A 20,455-nucleotide genomic window follows, 5' to 3' on the forward strand; every position below is an offset into this window, starting at 1 on the left:
CGGTAATCAGAACAACAATAGAAACCTATGCAAGTAAAAAAGAAATGCTCATCTTGGTCTATTCACAGATGAGCACTACATTTTACTATTCCTTGATTTCATTGAGTTCATCAATCAGTTGTTTGGTTCGTTTCGCATTTCCTTCGGCAAAGTTTTCGAGGCGTTCCTTTAGTTTATCATCATCATGAATTCGTTCTGCAGTTATAAGATATGTCCGCATTAAATTTTCTTCCTTTTCGATTGAATCCTCAAGAACGTCATTAAGTATTTCCTTTTCTTCTCCATTTTTACCATTAAACAAATTTATACCCATTGGAAAACCCTCCTTTTCATCCTTATCTTTCTCCTTTCCATTCCAGATATCCAGCTGTTAACAAATTCAGACTTGCAACACTCAATTAAATCGTGTAAGATTAAATCGTAAACGATTTAATCTAAAAAATTCCATAGTAATAACCAAGGGGGAGAATCAATTGACAACGATTTATGATTTTAGTGTAAAGATGACTAATGGTGAGGAAAAATCATTAATTGATTATGAAGGCAAGCCATTACTTATTGTGAATACTGCTAGTAAATGTGGTTTAACACCTCAATTCAAAGGACTTCAAGAATTATATGAAAAGTTTAATGAGAGTGGTTTGGAGATTTTAGGTTTCCCATGTGATCAATTTAATAATCAAGAATTTGCAAATATTGAAGAAACAACTCAGTTCTGCCAATTAAACTACGGGGTAACCTTTCCAATATTCGCTAAAATAGATGTAAATGGCAATAATACTGATCCCCTATTCACTTATTTAAAGAACCAGAAGCCAGGTGCTCTTACAAAAAATATTAAATGGAATTTCACAAAATTTCTAGTCGATCCTAAAGGTCAGGTTATTGAACGGTATGCACCCACGACTGAACCAAGCAGAATTGAGAAGGATATAAAAAGATTATTTTCATAATTAATTAAAGTAAGGTGATCATCTTGGAAGACTTCATGTTATTAAAAAACCAACTATGCTTTGCCGTTTATGAAACAGCAAGTGAATTCAATAAGTTATATTCAAGTGCACTTCAACCTTATGGAATAACCTATCCTCAATATTTAGTTCTATTAGCATTATGGGAAAAAGATGGTATAACGGTTAAGGAAATAGGAGAAAAATTAAGATTAGGTACTGGAACATTGACTCCCATGCTAACAAGAATGGAAGCAAATGGCTGGCTAAGAAAAGAACGTTCAAAGGCAGATGAGAGAAAAGTCTATATCCATTTACAAAAGAAAGCACTGGAAGAAAAACAAGCCATTACAAAAACAGTTGGAGAAGAAATACAATCCTGTAATATTGAACTCGAGGAATATAAACAATTAATGGTGCGATTGAATCAATTGCATAGTAAGTTGAAAGAACGGGAACATTAGACTTACTACAATCATATCATGTGGGATTTTATGAAGAGATTACGAGTTTCTTTATTTGAGGTGACTTAACAATAACCCGATTGCTCCATTTGCAATCGGGTTATTGCTTTCATACATATTTTAAATGTCTAGTCCAACTACAAGAAGGATTACCATCTGTATTCAATAATTGTAGTCTTAAACAAGACCTGTTACTAAATAAACGCCGATGATAAAGAAAGCAGCGATTGTTTTAATAATGGTAATAGCGAAAATGTCACGGTAGGACTGCTTATGTGTTAAGCCTGTGATCGCAAGCAACGTAATGACTGCTCCGTTATGTGGAAGTGTATCCATACCCCCTGAAGCCATGGAAATTACGCGGTGCATTACTTCAAGCGGGATACCGAATTGAGTTGCTAATTCAATATATTTATCTGCCATAATTCCAAGTGATATGGCGATACCAGCCGATGCGGAACCAGAAATAGCAGATAGAACATTCGTTGTAACTGCTCCATTTAATAGAGGATTCGTAAATAATTTAGCAATTCCATCTCTCGCCATCGTAAAACCAGGTAGGTTTGAAATTACCGCACCAAAACCATATTCAGTTGCAGAGTTCATGATGGCTAATAATGCACCAGCAATACCAAGATTCATGCCATCCTTGAAATTCATAACAACGGGTTTACGATTATATAAAATGGTTGTAAGAATACCGACAATAAGAGCAATTTCAACTGACCAAATACCGACAACTTGGGAAGTTTCAATATTTGGAAAATTTAAGCCAATCTTAGAAAAATCAAAGCCGTTAGGATACCATTTTGGGATCCATGTGGTTAACACTTTATTTAAAACACCGACAAGGACTACTGGAACAAATGCTAAGATTTTACGGGCTATACTTTCATTTTGGTCTAAATCAATGTCGATCTGTTTTTCTTTGATTGTGCCGAAACTATAATAGCCTTCGCCCGCTTTTTCTGCCTTTTTACGACGGGAATTTAAATAGAGCATCCCAATTATGAAGATAAAGATGGCACCGATAATCCCAAGCGTTGGCGCGGCATAAAGATCTGTTTTGAAAAAAGTAGTTGGGATAACGTTTTGGACCTGAGGTGAACCAGGAAGCGCATCCATCGTAAAGGTAAATGAACCTAGCGCAATCGTACCAGGAATTAATCGCTTCGGAATATCTGACTGTCTGAATAAATTTGCTGCAAATGGATAAACTGCAAAAGCAACAACGACTAAACTTATGCCACTGTATGTTAGAATCGCACACAATAAAACGATAACCAACATGGCACGTTTTCGTCCTACTAACTGAATAAGGGTAGATGCAATTGAACGAGCTAATCCTGACATTTCTACCACTTTACCGAAAATAGCCCCTAATAGGAAAATTGGAAAGTAGAGTTTAATATATTCAACCATTTTCCCCATAAATACGTTGGAGAAAAACGGAAGAACCCAATCTGGGTCTGTTAAAAAGACGGCGAATAATGCACATAACGGTGCAAACATGATAACTGAAAATCCCCGGTATGCAATAAACATTAACATTCCGAGTGCTAATAATATAATAACTAATTCCATAAAAATTCTCCTCTATTCCTGGATGTAAATTCCAACTAAGATGAAATTAAGACGGTTATCTATCTCTTCTTAAAGGTTAAAACGGTTACATAAGCAGTTAAAATAGAAAATAAATTAAATCATTCCGATATAAGCTAGTTGATGGAGGTGGATACATTTTAGTCCACTCTTCCATCAACTCTATTATTTTTAATGTTCTATAAATCTATTTGTAATGGGTTATAACTATTAGGCCAAAACAATCTTTGACTTGTTTTTAGCAATCTCTGCAGCCACTTCAACAATCATATCCTCTTGACCGCCAACTACTTTACGCTTTCCTAGTTCAATTAAAATATCACGTGAATCCACACCAAATTTTGCAGCTGCACGTTTTGCATGAAGAGCAAAGCTAGAATATACACCAGCATACCCAAGTGTTAGGCTGTCTTTCGTGATTTCTTGTGGTACTTGTAAAAGTGGTGCCACAATGTCCTCAGCTAAGTCCATCATTTTATATAAATCTACCCCTGTTTTAATACCCATCCGTTCGCAAACGGCTACAAGTACTTCTGTTTGAGTATTACCGGCACCAGCACCAAGGCAACGAACACTGCCATCAATACGAGTGGCACCTTCTTCGATTGCGGCAAGTGTATTGGCCATCGCTAAAGATAAATTGTTATGACCATGGAAACCAACATTAACGCCAATGGATTGTTTAAGAGCACGAATACGTTCGCGAACTTGGTCTGGAAGTAAGTAACCTGCAGAGTCAACAACGTATACTGAATCTGCTCCATAGCTTTCCATTAATTTAGCCTGTTCTACTAATTTAGCAACAGGTGCCATATGGTTCATCATTAAGAATCCAACTGTTTCCATCCCTAATTCTTTTGCGTAGGCAATGTGTTGTGGTGCCACGTCTGCTTCTGTTACATGTGTTGCAATACGAGCCATTTTTGCTCCTAAATTAGCTGCTTCTTTTAATTCATGTAAAGTACCGATTCCCGGTAAAAGTAACACAGCAATTTTGGATTTGTCGGCAACAGAAACGGCTGCTTCGATTAATTCCATTTCATTTGTACGGGAAAGTCCATATTGTAAAGAAGATCCTGCTAAACCGTCTCCATGTGATACTTCGATATAAGGAACATTTGCGTCATTTAATGCCTTTGCAACCTTAAGTACTTGTTCAACTGTAAATTGATGATTGATCGCATGGCTTCCATCGCGTAATGCTACCTCTGTGATAAGAATATCTCTTTCATTTGTCATTATTTTTTACCCCTTTCTACAGTTCAAACTGTTTCTTTCGTTAATAATTTTTTAGCAAACGCTTCGGCAATTTTAACACCGGCAGATGTCATGATATCTAAGTTTCCTGCGTATTTAGGAAGGTAATCACCAGCACCCTCTACTTCAAGGAAGATGGTTACTTTATTTCCTTCAAAAATTGGTTCTGTGCGGAGTCGATAGCCTGGAACATAGGATTGAACAACCTTAGTCATTTCCTCAATCGATTTCCTAATCGCTTGTTCATCCATTTTTCCATCTTCAACAAGGGTATAAACAGTATCACGCATCATAATTGGCGGTTCAGCAGGGTTTAGAATCATTATCGCTTTTCCTTTTTTAGCACCACCAACCTCAGCAATTGCACGTGAAGTTGTCTCCGTAAATTCATCGATATTTGCACGTGTTCCTGGGCCAGCACTTAAGCTCGCAATCGTTGCAACGATTTCTGCATATTCTACTGGAGCTACTCGGTGAACTGCATGAACCATTGGAATGGTTGCTTGACCACCACAGGTAATTAAATTGATATTATCTTTATCTAAATGTTCATCAATATTTACAGCAGCACATACATATGGGCCTACAGCTGCAGGAGTCATGTCAATTACTTTTATTCCTGCTTCTTTTAACACTTTTGCATTATAAAGATGAGCTTTGGCTGAAGTTGCATCAAAGACGATGTCTGCTTCTAGTGTCTTGTCTGCAAGAAAACCATCAATTCCTGTATCAACCCCAGCATAACCTAATTCTCTAGCACGGCGTAATCCGTCTGATTGCGGGTCAATCCCAATCACAGCTGTTAGCTCTAAATATTCAGAGCGTCCCAGTTTGATCATTAAATCTGTACCAATGTTCCCTGAGCCAAGAACGGCAACTTTTACTTTTGACAAAATAATTCTCCTCCTAAAAGTTAATGTGTTTTATTTTTTCTCTCTAGTTTTTCTATAAGATGTATTAAACTTTATAGCCTAAACAACTTGAAATCTCTGCTGCAGCACTTTTAATTCCTGCTATCACCTTAGGTAGCCGATTTTCATCCAGCCTCATTTTAGGTGCAGCACAACTTATTGAAGCGATTACATTTCCCTGATGATTAAATATTGGCGCAGCTATACATTTAAGCCCTAACTCAATTTCTTCATCATCGACCGCATAGCCTTGCTCACGGATGGAATGCAAATGTTCTTTAATTTCCTCAATATTTGTCATCGTGTGCTTAGTAAATGATTCCAAATTGATAGATGATAATATTCTGTTAACATCATTTTCATTAAGGTTGGCAAGTATTGCCTTTCCCACACCCGTACTATGAAAAGGAGCTCTTTTTCCAATATGCGAATAAATAGTAAGGGCACTTTGACCTTCTACTTTTTCAATGTAAATAATTTCATCTCGCTGTAACGAAACTAAGTGAACAGTTTCATTTAGTTCATCCACTAAATCTCTAATAATGGGCCTTGCAATTTTCCCAATATCGAGATGTTGTCCGACAAAATTGCCAAGTTCAAAAAGCTTGATCCCTGGCTTATATCTCAAATCTTCAGGATTTTGTTGAAGAAACCCTCTATGTTCCAAAGTCTTGATAATACCGTGGACAGTACTTTTTGATAAATTTAAATTCTCACTAATCTCTTTGATACTTAGTTCTGGTTTTGTAACCAAAAATAATTCTAGGATATCAGCGGCTCTTTCAACAGACTGAATTAAACGTTCTGACACAACCATCCTCCTTATATTCGACATTATCGAATGACGTTCGCATTTCTTTAAGGACAATCTAATAGTAACTCTCGTTCATTATTCTGTCAATATTTTAAATAATTTTACTGTTTTTTTAATTTACATTGAAAATATAAAAAAAGGAGTCTGATTTCATAGAAATCAGACTCCTTTTTAAATAATCTCAAATTGCTTAAAACCTGTTGTATCTGGGATAAAATCTAACGTTTTATTATTGAAATAATGGCACTCACCATTGTCAATAATGAAACGCAATTCATCCTTAGTAATTTCTGCATCATTTGGCTGAATCGTTTCTTCCAAGGTCAATTTCACTTTCATAAAACAACTTTTACGCATTTGCAGCCGGATAAATTGTTTTGAATCTGCTAGTTCCAACCTATTTTGTAGTTCTGTTTTGGCATTTTCAGTTAATAGAAACACGCGATCTCATCCTCACACCTTAATTTCCTAAAAAGAGATTTAATTAATGATTATCATGTACCACAAAAGGTTTGGTAAGGCTGGGTTGATTGCTCAGGAAGCGTGCAGTATTCCGCCTGTTCTGGGGAGTGCGCATATGGGCTTGAAAGTACATCAAGCAACCGCTCCATTACGCTGTAATCTTCTTGATTCACGGCAGCGTCTAGTGCAGCCTCCACCCGGTGGTTACGAGGGATTACCGCAGGATTGCTATTACGCATCAACTGGTATGAGGAGTCTTTTGATTCCTGCTGTCTGTTTAGACGCGCTTGCCATTGCTCATACCACTGCTTAAATTCTGAAGTCTCCACTAATACTGTATCCTCCGGCTTATCAAAAGTTAATGCTCGGAAGGTATTGGTATAGTCCACCTTATACTTTTGCATCATAGTTAAAAGATTATCAACAAGAGATGCGTCCTGTTCTTCCTCGTTAAATATGCCGAGTTTGGCTCTCATTCCAGCCAGCCAATTAACCTGGAACAACTCCATAAAATGTGAAATCTCATCCTGAGCCAGTTGGACAGCCTGTTCTTGGTTGTCATGTAAGAGCGGCAAAAGAGTTTCAGCCAATCGAGCGAGATTCCAACCGGCAATATACGGCTGATTCCCATAAGCATAACGTCCTTGCCTATCAATAGAACTAAATACTGTTGCAGGATCATAGGTATCCATAAAAGCACACGGGCCATAATCAATCGTTTCTCCGCTAATGGTCATGTTGTCGGTGTTCATGACCCCGTGGATAAAGCCAACCAACTGCCATTTCGCTACTAGCGCTGCCTGACGTTTGATCACTTCCTGTAGCAGCGATAGATATCGTCTCTCATCAGTGTCAACGTGTGGATAATGGCGTTTTAGTGTATAGTCTGCTAGTACCTGGAGCTCCTCAACTGTGCCCCATTTTGCTACGTATTGAAAGGTACCAACGCGCAGATGGCTGGCTGCCACACGTGTCAGAATTGCTCCTGGCAGGGCGGTTTCGCGGAATACTGCCTCCCCGGTTGTCACAACGGCTAAACTTCGAGTGGTTGGTATCCCAAGCGCATCCATCGCTTCGCTGATGATGTATTCACGCAGCATCGGTCCAAGCCCCGCTCGACCATCGCCTCCGCGGGAGTACGGTGTTCTACCTGGACCCTTAAGTTGAATATCAAACCGTTCACCTTTCGGGGTGATTTGTTCACCAAGCAAGATGGCCCGTCCATCCCCTAATTTCGTGAAATGCCCAAATTGATGCCCTGCATATGCTTGGGCAAGCGGCATTGCCCCATCAGGTATCCGGTTGCCAGCAAATACTGCTACGCCATTTACGCTCTCGAGCTCCTGTATATTCAAGCCAAGGGAGGTTGCCAGCCGGTTATTAAGAATAATCAACTTGGGTGAACGGACAGGCGTTGGGTCGGTCCTGGTAAAAAATGAGTCTGGCAGTCGGGCATAACTGTTATCTAAGTTCCAGCATAGTTCATTAATTTCTTTAGCCATCGTATCCCCTTTTCTTTTTTTGTCTTTTTAAACTTACTTTACACAAAAATTATAGGAATTCTAAAAGACTGTGTGATTAAATTACCCTATATTTAAAAGCTAAACCTTTTAAGAAATTCCTAGCGTATTTATCACCGCACTCTTTATAATTCTTATGTCCTTCTTTTCTTAATAAAGCGCCGAGTTCTCCTTTTGTTACAGTTATTCCTGCATTTTCAAATATTTCCAGCATATCCTCAGTAGTTAAGGCCAGCGCTATTTTTACTTTCTTCAACAGGAGATTATTAACGTTTGCGCTTTTCTTTATTGACGGTTCCGTTGTTTCCGACTGTCCTGGTTTGGTCTCTTGTTTCCCTCTTTTAAAAATAATAAGCCCATTTAAAAATGAATCGAACATACTGTTATTACATTTTATTTGATCGTCATATTCAGCCTCATCATCGGTTTTTGTTAGAATCTTTATTACCTCAGGGACTGTTACTTCCACTCCGCCAAGTTTAAATATTTCTGCCATTTCTTTATTTTTTATTTCTAGTGCATATCTCATTCGAATTAATATATCATTATTATCCATCAGTAAGTCTCCCTTTAAAATTGATGTTCCACTTTTAGACTGTCATTTTCCAACTTGATAAAGCTAGCCAGTTCTCCATTTGCTCATACTCGGGGATTATTTTACCTACAAGGCGCCAAAAAGATCGATCATGATTCAGATGAACCATATGGCACATTTCATGAACAACTACATAATCAATTACCTTCAATGGTGCCATCGCGAGCTTCCAATTGAAGGTTAATTGCTGCCTGGAATCACAGGTTCCCCAGTTCCTGTTATTATCAGAAATACGGATAGACCTTGGTTTTATTTTGAAGTTGCTTTGATAGGAACGAATACTCCTCTCTACTAAGGTTTTACACTGCTGATAATAAAACCGTTTTAAGGCTTGTTTTATTTTCTCATCCTCAAGCTGTTTCACATATATATATAACTTATCCCCTTCTAACACTACATAGTCTTGCTTGATATTTATATCTTGAGAGACCTGGATAGGATAATCGTTTCCTAAATAAAGAAAGGTTTCACCATGATCATAGACCTTTACCTTTTGGCCAAGCCTTCTATCCTTCATTTCTGTTGATTTTTGCTGGATCCAATCCCATTTTTCCTCTAATAATTGCAGGATAAGTTCATCGGAGGTCCCTTTAGGAGCCTGGATTTCAACATTTCCATAAACATCTATATAAATGCCCATGGATGTACGATTTTTATAATTTATCTCAAAACTAAGGGTCTGACCTAAATATTTATGTATCATTTAATCACCTTCATTTATGACAATGGGTAAAATAACAGCAAAAAAAATTAGAGTAAGTATAAATAACCTACTCTAACATGATTTTGCCTATGTTTATTTGAAAAAGCAATTAACTTTTTTTGCAATGGTCTCACTATTTAAGGTTACATTTCAAAAAATTGTTACTTCTAACGCAATACTCTAGCAGCACTAGAAAATTTAGACGGATTATACGAAGCAATTTTCACAACATCACCCGTTTGCGGAGCATGTATATATTGCCCGCCTCCAATATAAATGCCGACATGATAGGCAGGAGAACCCCTGAATACTAAATCACCTGGCTGTACTTGACTCGGAGAAATTCTTGTTCCAACATTTTGCTGGTCTCGTGAAACTCTTGGCAGATTAATGCCAACTGAACGAAACACATAGGAAGTGAATCCCGAACAATCAAATCCGCTTGGCGTTGACCCGCCCCAAACGTAAGGAACGCCCAAAAATTGTTTAGCGTAAGCAATCATCGCATTTGCCGATCCAGAGTTAGTTGAAATGGCTGCAACTGACGGTGGTGCAGACTTAGAAGGTCTGCTGCTTACTGGTGCCTGCTGTTGAGTTTGTTGCTGGGCTTGTTGAGCAGGCTGTTCGGACTGTTGTTGAGCGCGTTGTTGGGCTTGTTGTTGTGCAGCAAGCTGTCGGGCTTGTTCAGCCTTTTGTTGTGCCAGTTGAGCCTGTTGGTTTTGTAATGTGTTTTTCGCCTCAGCTATTCCTTTTTCAACTTCTTTTTTATCTTCTTCAATCTTTTTTTGTTCAGAAGCTAATTCAACCTGGCTCTTTTTTAATTGGTCAAACTCATTATGTAATTTTTCCTCTGCATTTTCTAACGCTTGTTCTTTATCATTTAAACCGTTCAGTAAGTCTGTGTCAGTTTCCATGATATGCGATATAGCAGTAAAACGAGTTAAAAACTCTGAAATGTTATCAGACGAAAGTAAAAGCTCTGCGTAAGTAGCGATTGATTGTTTGCCCTCTAACTGAATGCTTTTTAGACGATCAGAATAGACCTTTTTATGAGCATCTAAGGACTTTTTAGCGTTTTCAATTTCAGCCTCTGTTTTTTCAATTTTTCCTTGTTGTGTTTTAATCTGATCGTTTAGTTTTTGACTTTTCTCCATGGATAAGGAGATCCGGTTGTCTAATTGCTGGATCTTTGTTTCAAAGTCATTGATTTGTACTTTTGTAGAATTGATTTCTTCTTGTGTAACTGGTGAATCTACTGGACTTGCAAAAGTAGGTGTTGCTTGAATCATAGTGGCGAGGATGGCAGCCGATACTGTATATTTAAATAATTTTTTTATCATTTTAAAATCTCCTCTTATTACCTATTGTTAATTCGATTTTTATATATTAATAGTTTATCTTCCTAACTGACTAATAACAATGAAACAGTCGATAATGTAATATAATTGTAATTTTATGTAGAATAATCTGATAAAGAGTCGACACCTGCTCCCTACTTTTAGACGGATACCCACCACGGTATTCTAAATCATAAACTTAAACATGTATTGTTAAAAATAGAGCAAAAAAAAGAAACAGGATATTATCCCATTCCAAATTTGCAGCTTCTTAATATCAATTCTTTTAATTCCTTTGTATTTTTCAAATTCCTCAGTATAGGCTTTTCCTATAAGAGGATTTTTTAATAAATCATCTGTTTCTAAACAAGTTGAGAAATAAATTTTGTCAACTTGGGTCAAGACCTTAAGTCCGCACTTAACTTAGAATTTCTTTTGCCTTTTCTTTCATTTCCTTGTATCGTACATTTAATAGTTCCAGGAGCATGTCGTCTGCGGTAAAATGCATAACGATGGCCTTTATTTCACGTCTAGTGAATTTGCCGCGGTCATGTATTCTATATCCACTGCCGTTAAGTTTAAACCTAATCATAAAACTGTCAGCTTTCCTATCTTCTCTCGGATAAGTTTGGACAAAATTAAGAACTGCCTCTTGGCATTTACAATCTGGATTCATACAATATGAGTCCGCGACTATAAATAACTTTCCTATATAAAACAGATGGAAATAATCTTCATTTTGATCAGGAAAAGCCTCTGAATAACAAACCGTGATGCCTTTAGCAATCTTAGTCAGAACTGCATGCATAAAACCACTCCTATTTTTTTAATAACTTCGATTTAACCGGCAACATTCCCATTTATTCAAGTTATTAAATGAATTTATTCGTTTCAGCATTTTAACTGGAAGTTATTATAAGAAGGCATGAGAGTGGGTTTAAAATGATGAAAAATAAAGGGGAAGAAGATTGGAGATTTATTTAGACGAAATCCAAATTTCAAAAACATTTATTATCATTTGACATTTTTCAACCTCCTTTTCGCTAAATTATATCACAATATATTTCATGATAATTTTTTCTCTTCTTAGGTTTTCTACAATTGTGTGAACACACCGTTTCGACTAAATTCCTTCCCTTTAGCTCCACTTCAGAATAGCATAAAAACTCATTTGCAATTTATTATTGCAAATGAGTTTCAATAGCTGACACCTAGCTTTGTTTTAAAATATGGCTTGTTTTAATAATTCTAATTTAATTATTTTGCTCAAGGGATTGATAAACCGCCATCATATCTCGTTTATTTAACTCACGAATACGATTGAAAATTGGAATATCAGCGACAGCTTCTGTATATAAGTTTTCTTCAACAACATCACTTACTTTGCCGGTTAGCCATGTTTTTACTGATATGCCTTCGACCATTTCCTTGCGACCTTCATCATTGATGCCACTTGCACGACAACTCACACATGGTATCGTTAATTTAAACACGCCATCATGGAGATTCTCTTCTGTAATGATTTTCTTCCCTTTACAGAATGGACATGGAAAATTTTTATTAATTTTATTAATTTGAGTGACTATTTTTTTGTAACCAAATGCTTCATAAACATACGTTAGTTTTTTGTATTTTCCATTAGTGAAATACTTATCAATGATAGTTTCTCTTGTCTCATTGATATTGGCAAAATCACAGATGGTAATCTGATTATTGATGCTGATGGATTCAATATTGTTTTTAATGCTGTCCCAGAATGGTAAGACATTTTGCAATACCATTTCATACCCAACAAAGCTTGCGAGTTCCAATTCAAACATTTTCAATGCGACTTGTGTTTCCCTAGGCAGCAGGGAGACATCTTCTGTCAAAGTCATATCGCCGCCAACAATAGATTTTAGCTTTACGAGTACAGGTAACTCTCCAACTATTTGTAACACTTGATCAAGTGGCTGATTGATCATCTCACGAATATCTGTGTCACCAAATGTAAGCTGTTTATGATGATTAAGTACAGTTCCATTACAAATCGGACAGGTAATCTTTTCTTTAGATGCTTTCATTTTCTCTTTAATCACCGATTTCGAAATGACCATATACCCACCAACGATGGTATTAAAGCCTACCCAGGTCCTCTGTGTTTTGCCTGCTTTATCATAGAATGTCTTTTCAAAATATCCGTACCAAAAAATATGCTTTTCTTCTTCTGACATCTCATTGTAGCTTTTCGTCAGATCGAACCCGAGCTCATTCTTAATTTCCTCAAATAGAAACTCTAATTTTGGATATTGATAATATTTTAATACTTCCATCACTTCAGGATAAAATAGGCCATCCCAGAATGGAACGGTTTTGTCCTGAATGACAAGATCTTTATCAAATATTTCAATCTTAAGGCGTCCTGAGCATGATGGACAATGATTGTCCTGTGAATAAAAATCGAAGCTTCTCGTATCTTTAATGGTCGGATGCGACGCGATAATATGGTTGATCACGCCGCCCATTTCATAGAGAAAACTATATTGGCTATACAAATGTCTTTCAAGATCTATAGCAATGACAGGCGCAATGGTGTCAGATTCGTATTCGCCGTAAATTAAACGGGCCATTGATGATAAGCTTTTTAAGATACCACCCTTATAGACATTTTCTGCATTCTTAAAATAGTCGATATGATTTTCTTTTAAATAATTAATGCCATTTTGCGCTTTGAGTGTCGAAGAAATTTGCGATGGAAGCACAACATCTTCCTTATTTTTAAGCTCGTAATATTCGTTATGACTGACAACTTCAAGATGAGTGACAGGTTCAATCTTTCTTTTACCAAAATCAGCGATAAAATCAGAGCTTTCTAACATATAGGCATTATGTTCAATCATCATAATTGAGACAGATTCGTCTTGCAGAATGACCCTGACGCTATCAATGAATTGATTTAGAATATTTTGTGATAAACCTTTTGAAGGTTCGTCAAAAATGAAAAGTGTATGAGGGTTTCTAGAATTCGCAAACAGTTCCGAAACTAAATGAACACATTGAAATTCACCAGTCGATAAGGTTTGTGTTTTTCTTTCTAATGTCAAGTAACCTAGTCCAAGTTTGATCAGTAAACTCAAACGTTTATGTGCAATATCTTGATTTGGAAGTTCATCAATAATATCTTCAATCGAACGCTCAAAAATATCATCAATATCTTCACTATATTTTGTAAGTTTCTTTTTGATATCAAGAAAAGTCGCAACGGTTGACCGACTAGTAATCGATTGGTTTCGATCTTGCCCTACCATTACTAGTTTATCTTTTGGATAACGCTTCTGAAAGTCTTTGGCGATACATTCATTGACTAGTGTAGATTTGCCACATCCAGATTCACCCGTAAAGGTTACAAGCCTATTTTTGGGTATCTGAATTTCAGCCATTTGAATATTACGGCAATGCAGTTCACGAAATTGATAGTAATCTGTTGGCATTTCTTGATTTTGTTCCCAATGGATGGGTTGTGGACGCGGTGATTCTTCCACAATTTTTCCGCCATATTTCCCACTGCCGGGTCCAAAGAACAATTGCTCATCCGTTGTATCTAGGACCGTGTCAGAATGATCAATGAACCAAATTTGATTCTTATAGCCTAATTGTTTAATCTGTTCTAAAATCTTCAATAGTGTTTGGTGATCAAGACCAACGGAGATTTCATCAATAATAATCACGGTATTTTCACTGGCTGCCATGAATTCTGCCAAGTAAAGACGTGTTATTTCCCCTCCTGACAAGGTACCCATGATCCGATTTAATGTTAAATAACCAATATTCATATTGATAATATTTTTAAGAATATGCTGTTTCGCTTCACTAATATGTAAAACTTCTGCTAGTGATAGAATCGATTCAATGCTTAAATTGTTGATATCGGAAATACTATGTGTTTGATCAAATAATTCAATTTTATATTGTTCAACTTCTTGATTATAGCGCTTTCCCTTACACTTTTTACATTCGACATTTTTAGTAGTTCCACGACCCTTACACTCTGGACACCAGCCTAATGCATTATTAAAGGAAAACACTTCCGGAGAAAGATTATATTTTTCAGCAAGACTCACACGAATCTCTGTAAACACGCCAGTATGTGTGCCAATTGTTGAACGTGGATTGGAAGAAATGGATGATCTTCCTAGAAAAAGTACAAGTGGCATTTCTTCCATCTTGATAGCACTAAAATTGGTTTCCATTATGTTAGGAAATAAATACTGATATTCAGCCTTTGGCAATAAGGAAACGAGACGTTTCTTGGATTCTTCACCAATGGTTTGACAAAAAGTTGTTTTTCCAGATCCTGACAAACCAGCAATTCCTAACGATTGATCTGCTGGAAGTGCTGCATATAATTTGTTAATATTGTTCGCAATTAATTGATTGATTTTCATATTGATCCTCCCCATTCTCTAAATCTAGTATTGCCATGTTAGCACAACTTCAAATGTAGTTGTTGTGTTTTTTTGAATCGACAAACTCATTCTAAAAAAGCAAACAGCTCAGTTCTATACTGAGCCGTTTGCTTTTTCCTATAGGTTAGCTTAAAACTAAAAAACTCACTTCAGAGGTTTGGTCTTACATTTCCCCTAACACTTTTTTAAGATCTTCGCCCATTTTCGCCCAACCATATTTCGCACCATTGAACGCTTGATCTTCTTTTTCGAATCCTGCTTGTCCAAGATGTAAGTAGGTTGTGCCATCCTCTTCCTTCAATGTCCATGTGACAGTAGTGTTTATCGGACCACCTACCCATGTGTAAGATAACTTATTAGGCTCGTCCACTACTAATACTTCACAATCTACAATTAAATTCCACTGCGGATTTCGGAATTGACATTTATGTCCTACGATTGGTTTAAAGTCATTTTCCATTATCCATTTTGCAAGAGTATCCGAATCGGTTAATGCGTTCCACACCTTATTGATTGAACTTGTAAACTGAAAATCTAATGATACATCTGCCATTTTTTATTCCTCCGCTAATAAATTTTTTAAAAGTAACACTCTTTCATTCCAAAATTTCTCGTAAAAGGATACCCAATCTTTAATTTCCTGTAGCGGAGCCGCATTTAGTCGATACCTTGTTTCTCTACCAACTTTGCGGTCAGCAACTAGGCCCGCTTCTTTAAGAATAGCCAAATGTTTAGAGACAGCAGTACGCCCCATTTGAAATTGAGCAGTTAATTCGTGAAGAGGTAACTCTTCTGCCTCCGCCAACAAACCTAACAATTTACGTCTTGTTGGGTCAGCGATGGCTGCATAAACATCACGCTCTTGATTTTTCTCGCTCAAAATCCCCCCTCCTTTTAAATTGGACACCAATTGGTGTCTTTATTATAGGACACCAAACAGTGTCCAGTCAATTTATATTTTTGACATTATGGCATTAATTCTATACTCCTATCATCAAGTATATAGGTGCCCTCTTTAAGGAATTAACGCCTCAAGTCCTTCATTCTCTGGTTGAAAAGATCACTTGTAATAACTATGACACTGTCGATATTCATTACAGCTTTGATAATCCGTTTCAAGAAATGTAAAAAGGCAACACATGGGTGTTGGTGAGTTACTTTGATAAATAATACTAAATAAAAAAACAAGCCAGCTAATATTACACTGGCATGTCCATTATACTTGCTTTTCTTATTGTCTCATATGGAATATAACATTTGTGTCTACAGCAAAATTTTGTTCTTATTGAATCCAATCACTACCATAATATACCTGTGAAATACTAATCAAAAAGTAATGTACCAATGCGAACAATCCAGGATGGATTTTCTACTAATTTGTCTTCTTCCTTTAACCCCTTAAGTATGGCAACCCATTTGCCTTCATTTTGACCAGTTTCTACCTTTTGTTTCTGAATCTTTCCTTTTTTTTGTACATATACATAGGTCGATTTTCCAAAGCCAGTGATGCTCGTTTCAGGAACTGCTAACAACTGCTTTGACTGTACTATTACATCAAGCGTGGTATTGTAGCCAGGATATAGGCCCTTTTGTGAATCTATACTTGCTTTAAAGGAATAGTATGGACTAGTTTCTTGTTGTGTATCTTTATCCTTTTTTGCAGTTGTTTTATACGTAGGATAATTACTAACCTCCGCAATTTTCCCTTTCCATTTCTTATTTGCTACTACTTTAGAAGTTACCGTAATAGATTGGCCTGATGAAATTTTTGCCTTTTCTGCTTCTGTGAGCTTTCCTTCAATTTGAAACGGATCATTAGAAGCGATTTGCATGATTGCTAGTTGCTGATTTTCTTTTGCTCGAAAACCTTGACCTACATTTTGGTTCAGGTTTGATATTACACCTGCAGTGTTGCTGATGACAGTTAATGTTTCGAGCTCAGCTTTTAGCTTTTCAGACTGCAACGTATTTTTTTCTACATTGAGTTCTGCTGTACGGAGCTCAGCTTTTGCTTTATTTAGTTCAGCTTGAAGTGACTGGATCGTGATAGCTTTAGTAGCTATGTTAGCTGAATCAACTGCATCAGTTGTATCAGTTGTATTGGTTGTATCAGTTGTATTGGTTGTATCAGTTGTATTGGTTGTATCAGTTGTATTGGTTGTATCAGTTGTATTGGTTGACTCAGCTTCTCGTATATCCTGCTCTAATGAAGTGATTTGCTCTTTCATCTGAGTAACACTTGTTTCTGCTAGCTTTTTATTTACTTCTGTTTGTCCTAGCTCAGCCGCGACTGTTGAGCCTTCATAAGAAAAGAGCTTTTGTCCCTTTGTAACTGTTTCCCCTTCTTTTACAAAGATCTCCTGTATAGATCCTTTTGTTGCATTTACATAAATCGTTTCAGCATGACTTTGTACAACACGACCTGACACTGTTTTTGTTTTAGTAAATTTTTTTTCTGTTTGATTTATTAACACTAACGGCTTAGATTTACTTTTTTTAACCTCTATTACAGCTATGCTTAACATCACAGAAATGAATAAAAGAACAAGGATCCCAAGTAAAATCCATTTCTTTTGCCGCGAGGTACGTACTTGTTCATTTTCTATACCAATTCTTTTTGCTGTTTCCATAACCCTACCCCTTACTTAATAGATATATAGCGAAGTGTTTAATCGAACTACTAATATCTATTGTCCATTTTTAATAATAAAGTTACAAGGAATAATTTTTAGAAAATTAAATATGTTATTCATACCTTAGCCCGAATACAGGGCTAAGGCTGCTTAATAAATAACATTTTCATTACTTTCTACTTGAAAGAAGTAAGTCTAAGGGTTAGTTACCTTTCTTTAAATAAGTTGCGACACGCACTCAGCATGACTGGTGTGCTGATTGTAGAAAACAAATTTATTGATGGATGTAGCTATGTTCACCTTATTAAACTTTTAAAAATCTAATTATTTCCTTATTTCAACAATCCATTCTTTCGCTTCGTCCATCTTTTCAAGAGTCGTTTATCTTTGTCAGCAATTCGCTTTTGTTCATTTCAGCACAAAACAAAACCTCCAATACTTCGGGAGTCCTGCCGTTCCACCAGTTTCCGAATGGATACACAATCTATTGATCAGTTACCGATCAGTTGGATTTGTTTATCGATATCGATGGTCGAAAATGTAAAGAGAACGGATACATGCCGGTATGGATTTCATCCTGGTACTCCAACGTATCCGGATCGAGTAGAAGGATCCGATCAAGCATCGACACCCACACCTGATCTCCCTCGACGCAAAGCATGCCCAATAGCCCCGGTCGCAATGATACCGTAGCAATCAGGGAGCGTTTGGTGAGATCCACAACGGAAAGAAACGATGTCAAGCTTTTGTCATCCCACATTGGTACATACACACGTCCGCGTTTGTCGTCAATGTACAGGAACCGCATTGGAGAAAACGGAAGTGTAATCGCCGATAAGAGATTTCTGGTTTTGAGATCTGCGAAATGAAGATGTTTGTTAACATCCACCACACACAAAAAACCGAAACGTGAGGAAAGAGCAGAAGCCGCCACTGGAGAATTCAGCTCCCCTACTCGTTTTCTGGTACCAGTTGCTAGGGACACAAACACAATCTCCTTGCCGGCTGCCACCAATACTGAACCATCTTCAGTTATCGACAATCGCTTTCTCTCTTTGACTGGATAGGCACCAAGGCTATTCATTTTATCAGTATTCACGACCGCGATGCCAGAGTCCTGTAGTTCTTCAATTTAACGACATGTTGACTACAACAAAAGTGACAGAGTCCGAACATATCTTTGATACTCTTACTCCAGATTTATTACATCGACTTATAGAGCAAATTGAAATAAAAGCAGACGGCACTGCGAGGATCTTTAATAGATTCTCGTTACCATCTGCTTTTAGTTAACGTAATTTTAGCAATGCACAACACTCCACGTGTGCCGTATGCGGGAACATGTCCACTGGTTGGATATATTTTACTTCATATTTCGCGCTTAAGTTCTGAATGTCCTTAGCCAAAGTTGAAGGATTACATGAGATGTATATCAACTTTTTTGGTTCTGCCTGAAGGATGGTTTGGATGAGTTGCCCCTCTAGGCCTGTTCTAGGTGGATCGACTACAATGACATCGGGCTTCCAACCTTTTTTGACCCATTTAGGAAGGACCTCTTCTGCCTTTCCAGGTACGTATTTAGTATTAGTAAATCCGTGGCGCTTTGCGTTTTTCTTCGCATCCTCAATAGATTCCGTGATGACGTCCATCCCCCGGACTTCTCCCGCCTGGTCAGCGAGCCATAATCCAATGGTTCCCACTCCACAATAGGCATCGACTATTTTTTCTTCGCCAGTCAGTGCTGCTGCTTTTTTCACTTCATTATAAAGCTTTACCGTTTGCACAGGATTTAACTGGAAGAAGGTCCTTGCCGAAAGCTCGAATTGTAAGTCTCCCAAGGTTTCTTGGATAAAATCTTCACCAGCTAACGGGAGTGTTTCCTCTCCAAAAATAAGGGAAGTTTTTTGCCCATTAATGTTCTGGACAATAGATTTCACATGGGGTAGACGTTTTTGGATTTCCTGAATAATAATATCCACTTTCGGCAATTCTTTTTGTGTTGTAATCAGAACTATTTGCAGCTCTCCTGTTTGAATTCCGACACGAGTAACAATCGTTCGAATAATACCCTTTCGAGATTTCTCATTATAAATAGGAATTTTTAATTCCTCTAAAATCCGCTTAACTTCAGATGTTGCTTCATTTGTTTGCGCGTGCTGCACAGCACATTCGTCAATATTTATCAATTGATGGGAATTAAGGCCATAGAGTCCGGCTAATACCTTGCCGTCGATTGCCTTGACTTGAAAACTGCTCTTGTTTCTGTATCCCCATGGGTCTTCCATCCCAATTGTTTCACGGATGTCAAGCTTGTTGATGTCGACTTTCGTATGGCGCTCAAGTGATTGAATGATAATATCACGTTTTTCCTTAAGCTGTTGATCGTATTTCAAATGCTGTAGCTGACATCCTCCACATTGATCATACACCGGGCAAAGCGGCAGGACACGATGCGGGGATTTAATGCGGATTTTTTTGATTTTTGCCTCAGCAAACTTAGGGTTAATCTTCGTTGCCTCTACCACAACTTCTTCACCTGGAAGGGCTCCCGGCACAAAGACAACCTGCCTTTTAAAATAGCCCACCCCTTCCCCATTAATGCCGAGCCTTTTGATAGTCAGCGGAAAGGTTTGATTTAGTTCGATTTTGATATTTTGATCAGTTTTCATCTATTTCACTCCAAATTATTCCATAAATTCAAAGAACCCTAGTAACTGTTTCTTCATTACAGATAGTTTCATTTTAATTTTACCCCGTATTAT

The 20,455-nt window shown here is 37.3% G+C and carries 19 protein-coding genes; 2 read left to right on the plus strand and 17 right to left on the minus strand.

Annotation, left to right across the window (positions count from 1 at the left end; all coding sequences use genetic code 11):
• Positions 1 to 85 precede the first annotated feature (85 nt).
• Positions 86 to 313 carry a hypothetical protein gene (locus AB7942_RS20675; RefSeq protein ID WP_369448338.1) on the minus strand — a complete coding sequence of 76 codons (228 nt, stop codon included), beginning with the start codon at positions 311 to 313 and terminating at the stop codon, positions 86 to 88.
• Positions 314 to 473: 160 nt separating this feature from the next.
• Here AB7942_RS20675 and AB7942_RS20680 point away from each other — a divergent pair, with 160 nt between their 5' ends.
• Together AB7942_RS20680 and AB7942_RS20685 are read left to right on the plus strand one after the other, a co-directional pair.
• A complete protein-coding gene (locus tag AB7942_RS20680) occupies positions 474 to 953 on the plus strand; it encodes a glutathione peroxidase (protein ID WP_369448339.1) in 480 nt (159 codons plus the stop codon).
• Between the two features lie 35 nt (positions 954 to 988).
• Entirely contained in the window at positions 989 to 1,414 is a 426-nt protein-coding gene (locus tag AB7942_RS20685; RefSeq protein WP_483310892.1) for a MarR family winged helix-turn-helix transcriptional regulator, read from the plus strand.
• A 177-nt stretch (positions 1,415 to 1,591) separates the two neighbouring features.
• Here AB7942_RS20685 and AB7942_RS20690 read toward each other — a convergent pair whose 3' ends face one another.
• The 16 genes from AB7942_RS20690 to rlmD form a co-directional block, all read right to left on the minus strand.
• A complete protein-coding gene (locus AB7942_RS20690; RefSeq protein ID WP_369448340.1) occupies positions 1,592 to 2,998 on the minus strand; it encodes a GntP family permease in 1,407 nt (468 codons plus the stop codon).
• Between the two features lie 228 nt (positions 2,999 to 3,226).
• Positions 3,227 to 4,255 carry a 4-hydroxy-2-oxovalerate aldolase gene (gene dmpG, locus AB7942_RS20695; RefSeq protein WP_168242264.1) on the minus strand — a complete coding sequence of 343 codons (1,029 nt, stop codon included), beginning with the start codon at positions 4,253 to 4,255 and terminating at the stop codon, positions 3,227 to 3,229.
• Between the two features lie 23 nt (positions 4,256 to 4,278).
• Positions 4,279 to 5,166, minus strand: a complete 888-nt coding sequence (locus tag AB7942_RS20700) for an acetaldehyde dehydrogenase (acetylating) (RefSeq protein ID WP_088085826.1) — start codon at positions 5,164 to 5,166, stop codon at positions 4,279 to 4,281.
• 64 nt (positions 5,167 to 5,230) lie between these two features.
• The gene (locus tag AB7942_RS20705; protein WP_369448379.1) at positions 5,231 to 6,001 is read right to left on the minus strand and encodes an IclR family transcriptional regulator; all 771 of its coding nucleotides are present in this window, start codon (positions 5,999 to 6,001) and stop codon (positions 5,231 to 5,233) included.
• A 168-nt stretch (positions 6,002 to 6,169) separates the two neighbouring features.
• A complete protein-coding gene (locus AB7942_RS20710) occupies positions 6,170 to 6,439 on the minus strand; it encodes an iron-sulfur cluster biosynthesis family protein (RefSeq protein WP_369448341.1) in 270 nt (89 codons plus the stop codon).
• Between the two features lie 53 nt (positions 6,440 to 6,492).
• Positions 6,493 to 7,962, minus strand: a complete 1,470-nt coding sequence (locus AB7942_RS20715; protein ID WP_369448342.1) for a protein adenylyltransferase SelO — start codon at positions 7,960 to 7,962, stop codon at positions 6,493 to 6,495.
• A gap of 76 nt (positions 7,963 to 8,038) precedes the next feature.
• Positions 8,039 to 8,536 (minus strand): YehS family protein, encoded by a 498-nt coding sequence (locus tag AB7942_RS20720; protein WP_369448343.1) that lies wholly within the window; start codon positions 8,534 to 8,536, stop codon positions 8,039 to 8,041.
• A gap of 34 nt (positions 8,537 to 8,570) precedes the next feature.
• Positions 8,571 to 9,278, minus strand: a complete 708-nt coding sequence (locus AB7942_RS20725) for a M48 family metallopeptidase (protein ID WP_098930001.1) — start codon at positions 9,276 to 9,278, stop codon at positions 8,571 to 8,573.
• 167 nt (positions 9,279 to 9,445) lie between these two features.
• Entirely contained in the window at positions 9,446 to 10,618 is a 1,173-nt protein-coding gene (locus AB7942_RS20730) for a C40 family peptidase (protein ID WP_369448344.1), read from the minus strand.
• 415 nt (positions 10,619 to 11,033) lie between these two features.
• Positions 11,034 to 11,423 (minus strand): hypothetical protein, encoded by a 390-nt coding sequence (locus tag AB7942_RS20735; protein WP_369448345.1) that lies wholly within the window; start codon positions 11,421 to 11,423, stop codon positions 11,034 to 11,036.
• 445 nt (positions 11,424 to 11,868) lie between these two features.
• A complete protein-coding gene (locus AB7942_RS20740; protein ID WP_369448346.1) occupies positions 11,869 to 15,039 on the minus strand; it encodes an ATP-binding cassette domain-containing protein in 3,171 nt (1,056 codons plus the stop codon).
• Positions 15,040 to 15,223: 184 nt separating this feature from the next.
• Entirely contained in the window at positions 15,224 to 15,613 is a 390-nt protein-coding gene (locus AB7942_RS20745; RefSeq protein WP_369448347.1) for an SRPBCC family protein, read from the minus strand.
• A 3-nt stretch (positions 15,614 to 15,616) separates the two neighbouring features.
• Complete coding sequence (locus AB7942_RS20750) at positions 15,617 to 15,940, minus strand: ArsR/SmtB family transcription factor (RefSeq protein WP_098930011.1); 324 nt, start codon at positions 15,938 to 15,940, stop codon at positions 15,617 to 15,619.
• Positions 15,941 to 16,382: 442 nt separating this feature from the next.
• Positions 16,383 to 17,690 carry an efflux RND transporter periplasmic adaptor subunit gene (locus AB7942_RS20755; protein ID WP_369448348.1) on the minus strand — a complete coding sequence of 436 codons (1,308 nt, stop codon included), beginning with the start codon at positions 17,688 to 17,690 and terminating at the stop codon, positions 16,383 to 16,385.
• 505 nt (positions 17,691 to 18,195) lie between these two features.
• Entirely contained in the window at positions 18,196 to 18,735 is a 540-nt protein-coding gene (locus AB7942_RS20760) for a YncE family protein (protein WP_369448349.1), read from the minus strand.
• 247 nt (positions 18,736 to 18,982) lie between these two features.
• Positions 18,983 to 20,362 carry a 23S rRNA (uracil(1939)-C(5))-methyltransferase RlmD gene (gene rlmD / locus AB7942_RS20765; RefSeq protein WP_369448350.1) on the minus strand — a complete coding sequence of 460 codons (1,380 nt, stop codon included), beginning with the start codon at positions 20,360 to 20,362 and terminating at the stop codon, positions 18,983 to 18,985.
• Positions 20,363 to 20,455: the final 93 nt, after the last annotated feature.

This window comes from Neobacillus sp. BF23-41 (assembly GCF_041106275.1).

Coding starts and splice junctions, on each gene's coding strand:
- AB7942_RS20675 (WP_369448338.1), bottom strand. CDS start 313: ATGGGTATAAATTTGTTTAATGGTAAAAATGGAGAAGAAAAGGAAATA.
- AB7942_RS20685 (WP_483310892.1), top strand. CDS start 989: ATGTTATTAAAAAACCAACTATGCTTTGCCGTTTATGAAACAGCAAGT.
- AB7942_RS20690 (WP_369448340.1), bottom strand. CDS start 2,998: ATGGAATTAGTTATTATATTATTAGCACTCGGAATGTTAATGTTTATT.
- dmpG (WP_168242264.1), bottom strand. CDS start 4,255: ATGACAAATGAAAGAGATATTCTTATCACAGAGGTAGCATTACGCGAT.
- AB7942_RS20705 (WP_369448379.1), bottom strand. CDS start 6,001: ATGGTTGTGTCAGAACGTTTAATTCAGTCTGTTGAAAGAGCCGCTGAT.
- AB7942_RS20715 (WP_369448342.1), bottom strand. CDS start 7,962: ATGGCTAAAGAAATTAATGAACTATGCTGGAACTTAGATAACAGTTAT.
- AB7942_RS20720 (WP_369448343.1), bottom strand. CDS start 8,536: ATGGATAATAATGATATATTAATTCGAATGAGATATGCACTAGAAATA.
- AB7942_RS20725 (WP_098930001.1), bottom strand. CDS start 9,278: ATGATACATAAATATTTAGGTCAGACCCTTAGTTTTGAGATAAATTAT.
- AB7942_RS20730 (WP_369448344.1), bottom strand. CDS start 10,618: ATGATAAAAAAATTATTTAAATATACAGTATCGGCTGCCATCCTCGCC.
- AB7942_RS20735 (WP_369448345.1), bottom strand. CDS start 11,423: ATGCATGCAGTTCTGACTAAGATTGCTAAAGGCATCACGGTTTGTTAT.
- AB7942_RS20740 (WP_369448346.1), bottom strand. CDS start 15,039: ATGAAAATCAATCAATTAATTGCGAACAATATTAACAAATTATATGCA.
- AB7942_RS20745 (WP_369448347.1), bottom strand. CDS start 15,613: ATGGCAGATGTATCATTAGATTTTCAGTTTACAAGTTCAATCAATAAG.
- AB7942_RS20755 (WP_369448348.1), bottom strand. CDS start 17,690: ATGGAAACAGCAAAAAGAATTGGTATAGAAAATGAACAAGTACGTACC.
- rlmD (WP_369448350.1), bottom strand. CDS start 20,362: ATGAAAACTGATCAAAATATCAAAATCGAACTAAATCAAACCTTTCCG.